A 14,319-nucleotide genomic window follows, 5' to 3' on the forward strand; every position below is an offset into this window, starting at 1 on the left:
AGCCTCAATCGGTGACTTCATCGCCACCAAAGTCGCTATCATCCTGGTCACTGTTGTCAAAGCCAGCGTCGTCAAAATCACTGTCATCAAATTCGAAGGTTTCGCTGGCAAAGGGGTCATCGCCCAATTCTCCATCGCTTACCTCAAATTGGCGGCTCTGTAAGTAAGCGTCACGAATAAAACGGTAGCGATCACCACGAATTAACTCTTCCTGGTCAAGCAGACCCGCACGGGTATCGATCACATTCAGCGCGGTAAGACTCAGTCGAACGGCGTCGTCGTCTACGTAATACAACGGATACGACGTCATATCAGCAGGTAAACCGGTGGTGTCCCGCAACGTGCTGGGGCCCAACAAAGGCAGCACCAGATAGCGGGAATCTTGCCAGCCCCACACGGCCAGTGTTTGGCCGAAATCTTCTTTATCCGCCGTGATTTCCATTAGAGTGGCATAATCTAACAAGCCACCAATGCCTACCGTGGAGTTAATCAAAAAACGCGATGTGGCGAGGCCTGCATTCGCTGGCTTGCCCTGCAGCAGGCTATTTAGCGCGGTACGCACCTCACCTAAGTTGGAGAAAAAGTTACCCACCCCTGTCTCCACTGGATCTGGAGTAACGGTGCGATAACCTTTTGCCACCGGCTTGAGCGCATAGCGATCCAGCACGTCGTTAAACGCAAATACCTTGCGGTTAAAGCCCTCCCAAGGATCTTCGGGAGCAGCATTTTCCGCCATTTGCGTGCTGGCACAACCACCCGTTGCGAGTAACGTCACCAGCAGTAGCGGCAACCCTTTGCTGCACAACGAACGCGCAGGTTTCACGTTATTAAACCACTGCCACATGACATTTTCCTTTTTCAATTGCCTAGCACTTTTACGTACATCTACAAACGACGGATAACCACACTGCCCGCACTGTAGCCCGCCCCGAAGGAGCAGATCACACCAATATCACCCTCTACAAGCTCGTCATGGTGAAGGTGAAAGGCGATGACAGAACCCGCTGAACTGGTATTGGCGTAACGATCCAAAATGATCGGCGCCTGTGTTTCACTCGGGTCATAGCCCAATACTTTGCGGGCAATCAAGTCGTTCATATGCCGGTTAGCCTGGTGTAACCACATGCGTTTAAGATCACTACCGGTTAACTCCAAGGAGGCCAGGTGATCGGTGATCAATTTAGCCACCATTGGGCAAACTTCTCTAAACACCCGCCGCCCTTCCTGCACAAACAGTTTATCCAACGCCAGTGGATCACTGTCCGTTACGCGGTTAAGAAAGCCTGCGTTATTGCGGATCGCGTTGGAAAACTGGGTGACCAGGCGTGTGCCAAGAACTTCAAACCGCTCACTGGCTACCGCAACGGCGCTATTTTCCAGTATTACTGCTGTGCAAGCATCGCCGAAAATGAAGTGGCTGTCACGGTCTCGGAAGTTGAGATGCGCCGAGCAGATTTCCGGATTGACCACTAGGGCACGCTTAACGCTGCCGGAGGCTATGGCGTTGACAGCCATTTCAATGGCAAAGGTTGCTGAACTACAGGCGACATTCATATCAAACCCATAGCCGCTTGTTCCCAGGGCCTGCTGCACTTCCACCGCCACGGCAGGGTAGGCACGCTCCAGGTTTGAGCAGGCCACAATGACCAGTTCAATATCAGTTGCGTCCAACTGAGCGGCGTCCAGCGCCTGCCGCGCAGCAGCGGTTGCCATTTCGCACTGGATAGAGAGTTCGTCGTTGCCCCGCTGCGGCAGTTTAGGCCGCATACGCTGTGGGTCAAGGATTCCAGACGCATCGAGCACGTAGCGGCTCTTAATTCCGGAGGCTTTTTCGATAAATTCACTGCTGGAATGCGCCAGCGGTTCGCGCTCACCACGCTGAATCGCATCGGCATACTGCGCATTTTCTGCGTCTACCCAAGCATTAAATGCTGCCACCAGGGCCGCATTATCAATGGCGTGTTCCGGCGTATAGAGCCCTGTACCGGTTATCACCACATGTGTCATGCCAATCTCCTCTAAGCGGCTTGCCGACGTGACCGACCATCAATGTAGCGTGCAATTTACGGCGAGCCCATCACGTTACTGTGTGCGTAAAATAGCGGTTTTTCCAGCAACTTTTTTCAACAACTTTTTCCAACCACGGCTAAACGCTAGTGATCTCTTGCCAGCGTTTTTCCAGTCGTTTTACCGACACCACCATGCTCGTCCCCAACTGCTGCGCAAATAGCGACACTCTCAACTCTTGCAACCACCAGCCAAAAGCAACCAGTTCCGGGTCTTCCACCCGCCCGCGTCGCTCGCTTTCCCGGCGGGCATCGAAGCGGGCCTCTAATGACTGGACATCCTGCATCATCATTTGATCGCGACCGCGTTCACGAGCGGCTTTTTCAAGCCGAATCAGCGCAGCTTCGGTGTAGCGCGGGTATTCGTCCAGCCAGGCGCCAGCATCGCGAATAAAGCCTGGATACACCAAGCGCTGCATCTGCGCGCTAACATCGCTGTACACCAGCGCAAGGGCAAAATTGAGCTTTCCTTTGAGCACTTTACTGACCGCCAAATGGCCTTGTAATGCGGCCTCTACCCTAATCAAGAGGGCTTTTGCTTCGTCTACCAGCAGGCCCTGAGTAGCGTCCAGGCGCTGGTTAAACTCCCCTTCCGAACGCGGCAAGGGGTGCTGAGCCACTACCTGGGTAAACACCGCCAGCAGCAGGTCATCAATCAACGCCTGCTTACTGCCCACTTTGGCAAACAGCAGTGCGCACTTCTCGACACCCGGCAGTTGCTTAATCGCTTTAACCTGTTCGGGCCGTTTGGCAATGCCCAGCCGGGCGATGCCCTCCTGGTGGGCGGCATCCGCTTTTGCCGGGTGATCAAATAGCGCTACCTTGAACTCGTTGGCGTCAGCTGCAACCAATGCAGGGTACGCCTCTACGCGAATGCCTGCCTGGGTGGTGACCCGTGAGGCAGGCAGCGGCTCTTTGGGTAGTCCGGCCACGGCGGGCTCATGGCTAACCTGTTCGGCCAGCGCCTGGGCCCCTGCGCTGGCGGCTGCTTCAAAGCGCTGCTCCAAGGCGCGCAGATCGCGCCCCTGGCCCAGGGTTTCCCCGCGTGATCGACCACGCGAATATTCATGATCAGATGCGGCTCGAGCAGATCCAGGCGCCAGTCGTCGGGATGCACACGTGTCGATGTCCGGCGGCGAATGAACTCGCCCAAGGCTTCGGTTAACGGGCGCTGATCGGGCACCAGGGTTTCCAACGCCGCATCTACCCAATCGGGAATCGGCACCACCTGACGGCGAATGCTTTTGGGTAACGATTTTAGCAGCGCGATACACTTTTCACGCAGCAGCCCCGGCACCAGCCACTCCAGGGCATGCACCGGCAGCTGGGGCAGCATGGCGGCGGGAACGGTCAGGGTAACACCATCATCCTCGGCTTCAGGGTCAAAGTGGTAGCTGACCGGATAGGCCACGCCCGCCAGAATCAAATGATCCGGATACTGCGCCTGGGTCACGTCGTCAGCATCCCGCGCCTTAAGCGAATCAATATCGAAGTGGAGTAATTGAGGATCCTGCTGCTCGGCCTGTTTGCGCCAATGCTCAAAGCCTTTGCCGTTAAAGATCTCCGCCGGAATCCGCTGGTCGTAAAAATCATACAGGGTGTCTTCATCGACTAGAATGTCCCGCCGCCTAGCACGATCTTCCAGCGCTTCCACTTCATCGATCAGTGCGCGGTTATGGGCAAAGAAGGCACCCTTGGTTTGGAACTCCCCTTCCACCAGCGCACGACGAATAAACAGCTCCCGGGACTCCTGGGGAGCGATTGGCCCGTAGTGCACCCGGCGTCGCGCCACAATCGGTAGGCCAAACAGTGTTACCTGTTCAAAGGCCACGACCTGAGCACGTTTCATCTCCCAGTGCGGCTCGCTGTAGCTGCGTTTAACCAGATGCTGCGCCTGGGGTTCAATCCACTGGGGATCGATTTTGGCCACGGTGCGGGCAAACAGCTTGGAGGTTTCCACCATCTCGAACGCCATGATCCACTTGGGCGACTTCTTGGCCAGCCCTGAGCCTGGATGAATCATAAACTTGCGATTGCGGGCGCCGAGATACTCGCGGTTCTCCACCAGCGTACCCAAGTTGGAGAGCAACCCCGAAAGTAGCGCCTGATGCACCTTGCCCGAGGTTTTTCGCCGCGCTTGGCGCGCCTGCTCTTCGCTCTCGTCGTCATTGCGGGGCGGCGGCGCGGGCACGTCGATATCCATATCGCGCAGCAGTTGGCGCAGCTGGCGGAAGGTGTCGTGCCACTCGCGCATGCGCAGATAGTTGATGTAGTGCTCGCGGCACCAGCGGCGCAGCTGATTACCTGAAAGTGCCTCACGGGCATTCTCAATGCCATGCCAGAGGTTCAGCAAGGCGACAAAGTCGGAATCGGGGTCGTGCCAACGCTGGTGAGCTTGGTCGGCGGCTTGGCGTTTATCCGCCGGTCGATCACGGGGGTCTTGAATGGCCAGCGCCGAGACGACGATCAGCACATCGCGTAGGCTGCCGAATTCGACACCCGCCAGCACCATACGCGCCAGGCGCGGGTCAATCGGCAGCCGCGCCAGCTTACGCCCGAGCGGAGAGAGGCGCTGCTTTTCGTCCACCGCCCCCAGTTCGAACAGCAGTCTGAAGCCGTCTTTCACAAAGCGGCTATCCGGCGGATCAACAAACGGAAAGGCCTCGATATCGCCGAGCTTGAGCCCCAGCATCGAGAGGATCACCGAGGCAAGGTTGGTGCGCTGGATTTCGGGGTCAGTAAAGCCGGGCCGGGATAGAAAATCCTCTTCGCTATAGAGGCGAATGCACACGCCTTCGGCAATCCGCCCACAGCGCCCTTTACGCTGGTTGGCACTGGCCTGGCTAACCGCTTCTACCGGCAGTCGCTGGATCTTGGAACGGTAGCTATAGCGGCTGATACGCACGAGGCCCGGATCGATCACGTAGCGAATACCGGGTACGGTCAGCGACGTTTCCGCGACGTTGGTGGCGAGTACAATGCGCCGACCGCGGTGCGGCGCAAACACGCGGTTCTGCTCTTCGTTGGAGAGCCTCGCGTAGAGCGGCAGGATTTCGGTGCCTTTCAGCTCGGCGCGGCGCAGGGTATCGGCGGTTTCACGAATTTCGCGCTCACCAGGCAGAAATACCAGCACATCCCGTGGGCCGTGCAACCAGCCCTTCTCCCGTTCGATCGCTTCAATCTCTTCCACTGCGTGCAAAATACCCTCTTGCAGCGTGCGGTCTTCTTCATTGTCTTCGTCGCGCACCAGCGGCCGGTAGTGCACCTCAACGGGATAGGTTCGCCCGGTGACTTCCACCACCGGTGCAGGCGTCTTGGCGGTGCCGAAGTGCTTGGCAAAGCGCTCCACGTCAATAGTCGCCGAGGTAATGATGACTTTTAGATCGGGCCGCTTGGGTAGTAAGCGCTTGAGGTAGCCGAGTAGAAAGTCGATATTCAGGCTGCGCTCGTGGGCTTCATCAATAATGAGGGTGTCGTAACGCAGCAGCAGCGGATCATGCTGGGTTTCGGCCAGCAAGATCCCGTCGGTCATCAGTTTGACCAGGGTCGTCGGGCTGCTCTGATCGGTGAAGCGCACCTGATAGCCCACCTGCTCGCCCAGAGAGACTTCCAGTTCTTCCGCCAAGCGACTGGCGACACTGCGGGCAGCCAAGCGACGCGGTTGGGTGTGGCCGATTAACCCACGGCGGCCCCGGCCCAGTTCCAAACACATTTTAGGCAGCTGGGTGGTTTTGCCTGAGCCGGTCTCCCCCGCCACCACCACGACCTGATGATCGCGGATGGCGTTAATGATATCTTCCCGCCGTTCGACCACCGGCAGTTCCGGCGGGTAGTTGAGGGCGACCTTTTGGCTTTCGCGCTGGCTAAGCTGTCGCTGGGCGCGGTTAAGCTCGCGCTGCACTTCCTCAAGACCACGGCTAATCGGCTTGTTGTCGCGTAGGCGACGATTTAGGCCGGCCAAACGCCGCGCCAGCCGCTCTGCATCGCGTAGCATCACATCGCCCGCGGCCTGTTTCAGCGAGGCAAGACGTTGGCTATCGGTGGGGGCTGGGGATGTGTCGGTGGTCACGATTGAGTCGGCTTCCATTCGCTTGGGCATTTAACAGGAGACATTGATAACAGATATAAACAATCGACCCGCTCAATTGAGCGGGTCGTATAGTGTAACGCTTTCAGCTCCGCGACGCCTAACCACAAAGCGAGCAGGAAGCTGGCGAGCCCAGGTTTCCACAAGGGCGCTGTGAACCCAGCCTTGGGCGCTACTTTCGCCATCTGACCGCCATGGATGGCGGAAATGCCGGAATTGTCAGGAATATTTTCCGGCCATGGCGAAAGCCCCTTGTTACAACCTGCCCTCACCCGCTAATCAAGTGTTTATTAATGGCTATCGGATGACGCTTTTGAGGGTTCTTCGTCACGCAGCTGACGGCGAAGCACTTTGCCCACATTGGTTTTGGGCAGTTCCTCGCGGAACTCAATGATTTTGGGCACCTTGTAGCCAGTGAGCTCCTTTTTGCACCAGTCACGCAGCGTTTTCTCATCCAACTGATCATTCTTACTTACCACGAACAGCTTGATGACTTCTCCGGCATTTTCATCCGGCACACCGACTGCCGCCGATTCAAGCACTTCTGGGTGGGCAGCCACGACATCCTCAACTTCGTTGGGATAAACATTGAAGCCGGAGACCAGAATCATGTCTTTTTTGCGATCAACGATGCGTATATAGCCATCCTCCTGCAGCACCGCGATATCGCCGGTATGGAACCAACCATCCTCATCGATGGCGTCACGGGTATCGTCCTCGCGCTGCCAGTAGCCTTTCATCACCTGTGGGCCCTGCACACAGAGTTCTCCCGGCTCGCCCAGTGAGACGTCATTGCCTTCGCCATCGACAACTTTTACCGCGGTGCCCGCAACAGGTTTACCAATAGTGCCCAACTGGATCGCATCGGTGGGGTTAAAACTAACGATGGGCGATGTCTCGGTCAGACCATACCCCTCAGCGATCGGACAACCGGTAGTGGTTTCCCAGCGCTGCGCCGCTGCTTTGGTCAACGCCATACCGCCGGAAATCGTCAGCTTTAATTTGGAAAAATCGAGCTGTTTGAAGTCGTCGCGATTACACAGTGCATTAAACAGCGTATTGAGGCCGATAAAAGCGGTAAAGGGCAGCCCCTTGAGCTCTTTGACAAAACCATCCAGATCGCGAGGATTGGTGATCAGCAACGAATGGTTACCGGTTTCCATCAAAAACAGGCAGTTAACTGTAAAAGTGTAGATGTGATAAACCGGAAGTGGTGCGATAACCAGCTCTTCGCCATCGGTGAGATGAGGCCCTATCGCTTCCCGCGCCTGCAGCATGTTGGCGATGAGGTTGCGATGGGTCAGCATTGCCCCCTTTGGCATCCCCGTGGTGCCGCCGGTGTATTGAAGCGCGGCTAAATCATCTGGACTTCTTTTGACCTCGCTTTGGCTTAGCGAGGCGCCTTTTTAGCGCATCGCGAAAACCAATCGCACTTGGCAAAGAATAAGCAGGCACCATTTTCTTAACGTGCTTGACCACTGCGTTGATTAGCCAGCGCTTGGGAAGGTCATGCAAATCGGCTAGCTGAGTGACGATAACGTGTTTGATCTCTGTTTTATCGAGCACTTTCTCCAGCTTGTCCGCCATATTGGCCAAAATCACAATGGCTTTAGCGTTGGAGTCCTTGAACTGATGGGCCATTTCCCGCTCGGTGTATAGCGGGTTGGTGTTAACCACCACCAAGCCTGCCCGTAGCGCACCAAAAACCGCTACCGGAAACTGCAGCACATTGGGCAACTGAATGGCGATACGATCGCCGGGGACGAGGTCGGTTTCATGCTGCAGCCAAGCAGCAAACTGCGCAGAGAAGCGGTCAAGGTCAGCGAAAGTGAGCGTTTTTCCCATACAGGAAAAAGCGGGCTTGTCCTTAAAACGTGCTACTGCGTGATGAAAAACATCCGTGACTGAATCGTACTGATCCAACCCTTCAAGCGCTGGGCCACGTAAAACGGCGGCGTTGGCGTGTTCGCTCATGGGCAATCTCCGCTATTGGCGTCGGCGTAAGTCACCGACCTTGTTGTTGTCGCTAGGCTTGGTCTGAAAAAATTGGTTAAGAAGCACAACGATATACGACCTACAACAGGCTGTAAAACGATCGATTGAAACTCACGTTTCAACTTTAGCCCATAGTCCAGATCTTAATAGCCCAGATCGTTTATCGTTTCCTTTTTCTACAGCTTATCTCATCCAATTTAGTAGATCGCTTCCTTATGGACAGTAACGCGCCTGAATTTCTCCATTGCGCCAGACTAATAGCTCACCCGGCACCATGCGCTGCCAAGCTTCATTGTGCGTGAGCGGTTCAGTGGCAATCACGGAAACGATGTCGTCAGGGGTAGTATGTTCGGCAAAATTCACCGTCATCTCAGCGTCGGAGAGTTCTGCCTCGCCAAAAGGTGCGCAACGGGTAATATGCGCAAGCTTCGTGGCACAAAACGTATACAAGTAGCCTCCATCGGAGAGCAGCATATTAAATACCCCCAACGCTCTTAACTTTTCGCAAAGTTGGTGCAAGTGCTCCCAAAGCGTTGTGGGATCAGCGGGCGGAGTAGGAAAGGTACGGCGTAGCTCACCCATTAGCCAGCAAAAGGCGTGCTCGCTATCAGTACTGCCAACCGGGGTGTAGTGGCCCAGCGTTAGGCTCTCCCAGCCACTTAATTGGCCATTGTGAGCATAGCACCAGGGTCGCCCCCACATTTCCCGGGTGAAAGGGTGAGTGTTAGCGAGCTTTACGCCTCCCACATTGGCTTGGCGAATGTGGCTAATCACCACATTGGACTTAATCGGGTAGTCACAAATCAGCCGGGCGATGGGCGAATCCACAGAGGGATGGGGATCGCGAAAATCGCGGTAGCCACCCTCTTCGTAGAAGGCGATTCCCCAGCCGTCGCGATGGGGGCCAGTGCCGCCCCCGCGGTGCAAAAAGCCCGAAAAGCTGAAGCAGATATCGGTGGGCACATTGGCGCTCATCCCCAGCAGTTCACACATACGCTTTACACATATGATTCATACATACAACTCTAGACACCCAGACAGTGTTCAAACGTGGCATTAACCAATTACCGGCTCACGGCGGCGTGGTGCTTCGCGTTCATCGGCACTCTCGTCTTCCTGATCGACGTACTCAGCGCTCCCAGGACGGCGCCACCACCACAGGGCAATGCCAATCAGTGCGCCTAACGTCATACCCAGCACTAGCCACATCAACCCGCCACGCAGCGCCGCGCCGTTATGCTCAAGAAAACCAACCGCCGCTACCATCGCCGACGGCGCCCAACCGGTATAGAATTCCCCCTCTTCTATTAGCGGCAACCGGAACGTGGCAGGCGCCCATATCGCCCCAGCGACCATCCAGGTTAGTAAAAGGCGCGGCAAGCGAGGCAGGAAAGTAAGTGCAAAATAGACCGCGACAATCACTAACAGCGACAGCCCGTAATAACTCAACCACAGTAGTGGCGTTGAATTTGCAAACAGCATAATACCCCTCATATGGGTGAGCTCACCCGACGTTGATTTCCCGTTATGGTACCTATCAATTTATGAAAGCACAGCAAGGCATACATTCAGGCTTACCCGCTGCACGCTATTATCGCGCTAATGACCCAAAATGGCACTGGTTGGAGAACCGCGACGCCCCCGAGGTAAGCGCCTTTTTAGAGGCCGCCAACCAGCAACAAGCCGATTGGTTTGCGCCCCTTGCCCCGCTGGAAGAAGCGCTATACCAGAGCCACTTGTCACGCCGCGAATTAGCCGTGACCAGCCTTAGGACAACGCTTGACCACTTCACGTTCTGGAACGAAACCGGCGCTGACGATGACTACCCGTGCTGGTGGCGCCATCCTAATCATCAGCCCGAACAGCACGAATGCTTTTTTGACGTTAGAGCTCGCGCCGCCGAGCACGACTTTTACGACATGGGCGATATGGCGCTGTCATCCGACGAGCAGTGGTTGGCCTGGACAGAAGATACTCAAGGCGACGAGCGTTTTACCCTGTGGTTGAAAGCACTGCCTAACGGGACACCCGTGCAACTATTAAGCGATATTGGTGCGGGGCTATGCTGGGCAGAAGATCAAACTGACAACACAGCGACGCTGCTGTTCACGCGGTTTGACGACACTCAGCGCCCCGACAGCGTTTGGCGGCTTTCGCTTTCACTAATGGAGCCTGACGCTTCAAATGAACCAGCATTAGTGCTACGAGAAGAGGATCCTGAGTTTTGGCTCGGTATTGGCAAAACGCGCTCGCGGTCGTGGCTGCTACTCGAAAGTGGCTCAAAAGACACCAGTGAAATTCACCTGCTTCCCGCCCACGCGCCAGATGCAGTGCCGACGTGTATCCAGCCGCGCCAACCGGGGGTTGAGTACAGCATTGATCACCGACCAGGCAGTTTTTATCGTCTGCATAACCAGGCAGGAGCACACTTTCAACTCGATTTTCTGTCGGAAAATCAACTTGGTCAGTCCCAATTAAATTGGCAAACGTTAATCGCCCACCGTGAAGAAGCCACCCTGGAAGGCGTTGATGCGTTCTCTTGGGGGCTGATGCTGGCTGAGCGCGACCATGCCCAGGCGCAAGTGCGTTTGCGGCGTTTGCTTTTTGATGCCCAGCACAGTTGTACGTTGGATGAGTACCTGGCGCTGCCCGAACAACCCTGTTCGCAGATGCTGGAAGATGCGCCGCACTTTGATACACAGGTGTTGCGACTGCGCGAAGAGTCATTTACCCAGCCCCCCAGTTGGTTCGCACTTGATCTAACCAGCGGCGAGCGGACGCTGCTGAAACAGGCACCTGTTTACGGCAATTTACAGCCGGAGCAGTTAATCAGTCGCCGCCTTTGGGCTACCAGTAGCGATGGCGAGCAAGTGCCCGTATCGGTGGTGATGCGCGCCGATCTGGCGGAGCAGCCCCTGCCCACACTGCTATATGGCTACGGAGCTTACGGTGACGCGCTCGACCCCTGGTTCTCGATCGCCCGGCTGGAACTGCTTGAACGCGGTGCGGCCTTTGCCGTTGCCCATGTGCGCGGCGGTGGCGAACGCGGCGAACCCTGGTATTTAAACGGTAAAATGGAGCATAAGGAAAACAGTTTTAATGACTTCCTGGCCGCGCGTGAAGCACTTGTCGAACAGGGGGTCAGCGACGCGCAACGAATAGCAGCCTATGGCGCCAGCGCGGGTGGGCTGCTGGTCGGCACCTGTATTAATCGTGCGCCGGAAAAGTTTTGCGCTGCTCTGCTGGATGTACCTTTCTTAGATGTGTTACGCACGATGCAAAACCCTGAGCTACCGCTAACCACTGCGGAGTACAGCGAGTGGGGCAATCCTGAAGAGCCAGAGGTCGCTGCCCGAATAGCCGCTTACTCGCCCATGGATAATATCCAGCCCCAGGCCTACCCTGCCCTGTGGATTGAGGGCAGTTGGTTTGATACCCGGGTCAGCTACTGGGAACCCGCCAAGTTTTATGCCCAGGTGGCACAACAGCAGTTGGGGTCAGCGCCGATTCTGATGCGTACCGATATGAGCAGTGGCCACGGCGGCGCATCCGGTCGGTTCAAAGCCTGGCGCGATACCGCCCGCCAAGACGCGTTTATCCTCTGGGCGCTGGGACTGCACTCGCCAGCACCTTCAACTGCTGAGTAAAGTGCTAGAAGGGAACTACATCGGCAGCACGGCAATAATATGCGACTCTAATTGCTGCTCGGGCACCTCGTCCTGGGAAACGGCAAAACTGCGCACACTGACCCCTTTGCGGTGAACCCGCTCGGCGTCGTTGCTCAGCAGCGGATGCCAGCCCGCCAGTTTGCGCCCTTCCGCCACCCGCCGGTAACCACAGCTCTGCGGCAGCCAGGTAAACTCTTTAACCAAGGCAGGCGTCAGTTGGGTGCAGTCGGGCACGCTGTCGAAACGATTAGCATAGTCGCTGCACTGGCAGCTGTGGATATCCAGGAGACGACAGGCAACATTGAGCACCGCCAACTCCTGGGTGTCTTCATCGTGCAACTTCAGTAAGCAGCACTGCCCACAGCCATCGCATAGCGCTTCCCACTCCTGGGGCGTCAGCTCTTCAAGGGTAAAGCGCTCCCAAAAACGTTCGCGCATCGCATCTCTCCTGCCTCGTTGTCACGGTTAAACACTTTATTATGGGGATCTATCTTGATGGCTTAATTCAGCCACCAGCTCTGGCCATAGTGTCTGAAAATCGTTCTCTAACGCCTGATAATCATCCTGCAACCACGGTACTAAAGCAGCCAACTGATTGGGGCCCGATAAACGCCGACCAATGCCGGCAACGGCCCGGCAGGTAAACGCAAAGTCAGCGTAGCCTCTTAACCAGTCGTGCTCGACCAGTATCGGCATCATACCCGCCAGCCGGTTCGGCGCGGTGCGGGCAGCAAGCAGTCGATAGCAGCGCTCAACTAGCGCTTCCTGATCCGCCTGCCCCGCCGTGTCACGGGCCAGAAAATGATCCCACACCATATCCAGCGCAATGCCCGCATAGCGCCGCTGCCCCGCAGGCGCTCGCCGTCGGGCATTAACAACACTAGGATGGCTATCCACCCACGCATCCACCCGGCGGTGATGGCGGATACCCAGCGCAGTGGCCGCAGGCCAAGCGGTTAAATCCCGACCCTTAACGCCATCGGCAATTAAGTTGCCGTAGAGAAAATCATCGCTACCGCCACTCACCAACCAGGCGTGGGCCAGAAAATTCATAACCGGCTATGATGACGCTTTATCAGCGTGTGAGGCAACGTGGGCACGGTGCACGTCGAGTAAATAGGCCTCTTTAGGCGGCGGCATTTGTAGATAGAACCCTTTCTCTTTAATCCCAGCCACCACGTCTGCGGCGTTGACCCGTGACAGTTTTTTGTCAGTGGTCAGCAGCATGGTAAACACCGGCACCGGCTTGCCGAAGGTTTCCAGCAGTTGCTCGGGGACGTCGGCCAACCCTTGCCGCTTGTCGACGTATAAATACATCTCATCTTTACGCGAGCTTTTAAACACTTCGCAAATCAGTTTGTCGCTCATGATGGTCGCTCCTCAAGGGCCTGGGCCAAAGCGTCATTCAAACACTCGCCCCGCCAACCGGTGGGCCAGCTTAGCGGCTCCCCCGCCAAGTCCTGCATCACCAGTGTTTCAATATCCCGGCGGCGCAGTAGCATTTCCGGAGCCACCCCCAAGTCATTGGCTTTAGCGGTTACCGCCTTTTTAAGTGCTTTAAAGCGTGACTTGAACGTCGGGTGCATGGGGTCTGGCCAACGCTTGGGCAGCGCCTCTTCATCACAGTGCTGAGCCTGTTTCACCATCGCCAGCAGTGCGTCGCCCTCTTTTTTGATCAGCATTGGCTTTATGCCTTCCACCTCCGCGAGCTCGAAGCGGTTGCTGGGCATCTTTTCGGCGATGGCAAACAACAGCTTATCGCTAATCAACCAATTGCGCGGCAAGTCCCGGCGGCGTGTTTCGCCTTCACGCCAGGTGGTCATCAGTCGATACGCTTCCATTTGGCGGGGCGTTAAGCGCCATAGCTGGCGTTGACGGGTATACCACTGCTGGTCGTTATCCACACTGCGGCCCGCCAGCTCGATTAAGCTGGCACACTCAGCGTCCACCCACTCACGCCGCCCCAGCATGGCGAGCTTTTCCGCCTGTAGCATCCAGACTTTTAACAGATAGATCACATCCAGTGCAGCGTAGTGGCACTGGGCAGGTGACAGCGGGCGCAGTAACCAGTTTGAGCGGGTCTCCTCTTTAGGCAAGGTTTCACCGACCCAAAATTCGACCAGCTTTTGATACCCCATTCCAGCGTTTTCGCCCAAAAAGCCCTGCACCACCTGAGTGTCAATTAACGGCTCCGGCAGTACGCCCGCCCAGAGCTGGAAGACTTCCAGATCTTCACTGCAGGCGTGCAGTAGCTTGATGGCACTATTTTGCAGCAGCGCTCGGAATTTATCGGTGCAAAGGACGGCCACCGGATCAATCAGATAAGCCTCTTCGCCCGCGGTGAATTGGATCAGCGCCGGGACTGGAAAAAAGGTGTTCTCTCGGAAAAACTCGGTATCCAGAGCGATCACAGCGGCATCGGCTACTTGCTCGCAGGCCGCATCAAGCGCATCTGGGGTATCAAGCCATTGATAAGAGGGGGTAAGAGAGGACAAAAGCATTC

General features: G+C 56.3%; 9 protein-coding genes and 2 pseudogenes. 1 reads left to right on the forward strand and 10 read right to left on the reverse strand.

What is annotated here, in order from left to right; genetic code table 11:
• Nucleotides 1-4 precede the first annotated feature (4 nt).
• The 6 genes and pseudogenes from OM794_RS13725 to OM794_RS13750 form a co-directional block, all read right to left on the reverse strand.
• The gene (locus tag OM794_RS13725) at nt 5-844 is read right to left on the reverse strand and encodes a VacJ family lipoprotein (RefSeq protein ID WP_226250810.1); all 840 of its coding nucleotides are present in this window, start codon (nt 842-844) and stop codon (nt 5-7) included.
• Between the two features lie 41 nt (nt 845-885).
• Nucleotides 886-2,007: a beta-ketoacyl-ACP synthase III gene (locus OM794_RS13730; protein WP_226250809.1), complete on the reverse strand. Its 1,122-nt coding sequence runs from the start codon at nt 2,005-2,007 to the stop codon at nt 886-888.
• Nucleotides 2,008-2,146: 139 nt separating this feature from the next.
• Nucleotides 2,147-6,165: pseudogene (hrpA, locus tag OM794_RS13735) on the reverse strand (ATP-dependent RNA helicase HrpA).
• A gap of 278 nt (nt 6,166-6,443) precedes the next feature.
• Nucleotides 6,444-8,127, reverse strand: a pseudogene (locus tag OM794_RS13740) (AMP-binding protein).
• A gap of 234 nt (nt 8,128-8,361) precedes the next feature.
• Nucleotides 8,362-9,141, reverse strand: coding sequence for a class II glutamine amidotransferase (locus tag OM794_RS13745; RefSeq protein WP_226250807.1), 780 nt, complete (start codon nt 9,139-9,141; stop codon nt 8,362-8,364).
• A gap of 63 nt (nt 9,142-9,204) precedes the next feature.
• Nucleotides 9,205-9,630, reverse strand: coding sequence for a hypothetical protein (locus OM794_RS13750; protein ID WP_226250806.1), 426 nt, complete (start codon nt 9,628-9,630; stop codon nt 9,205-9,207).
• A 62-nt stretch (nt 9,631-9,692) separates the two neighbouring features.
• Between OM794_RS13750 and OM794_RS13755 the strand changes: the two genes are divergently transcribed.
• Nucleotides 9,693-11,795 carry a S9 family peptidase gene (locus OM794_RS13755; RefSeq protein ID WP_226250805.1) on the forward strand — a complete coding sequence of 701 codons (2,103 nt, stop codon included), beginning with the start codon at nt 9,693-9,695 and terminating at the stop codon, nt 11,793-11,795.
• Between the two features lie 15 nt (nt 11,796-11,810).
• Here the strand turns inward: OM794_RS13755 and OM794_RS13760 are convergent, their stop codons facing one another.
• Genes OM794_RS13760 through rnd form a run of 4 tightly spaced genes read right to left on the reverse strand, consistent with a single transcriptional unit; the run spans nt 11,811 to nt 14,317 of the window.
• Nucleotides 11,811-12,254, reverse strand: a complete 444-nt coding sequence (locus OM794_RS13760) for a YcgN family cysteine cluster protein (protein ID WP_211596093.1) — start codon at nt 12,252-12,254, stop codon at nt 11,811-11,813.
• Between the two features lie 39 nt (nt 12,255-12,293).
• Complete coding sequence (locus OM794_RS13765; protein ID WP_226250804.1) at nt 12,294-12,869, reverse strand: ACP phosphodiesterase; 576 nt, start codon at nt 12,867-12,869, stop codon at nt 12,294-12,296.
• A 6-nt stretch (nt 12,870-12,875) separates the two neighbouring features.
• Nucleotides 12,876-13,184 (reverse strand): YcgL domain-containing protein, encoded by a 309-nt coding sequence (locus OM794_RS13770; protein ID WP_226250803.1) that lies wholly within the window; start codon nt 13,182-13,184, stop codon nt 12,876-12,878.
• Entirely contained in the window at nt 13,181-14,317 is a 1,137-nt protein-coding gene (gene rnd, locus OM794_RS13775) for a ribonuclease D (protein WP_226250802.1), read from the reverse strand. Before rnd ends, OM794_RS13770 begins: the two co-directional genes overlap by 4 nt.
• Nucleotides 14,318-14,319: the final 2 nt, after the last annotated feature.

Source organism: Halomonas sp. BDJS001 (genome assembly GCF_026104355.1).
Taxonomy (GTDB): Bacteria; Pseudomonadota; Gammaproteobacteria; order Pseudomonadales; family Halomonadaceae; genus Vreelandella.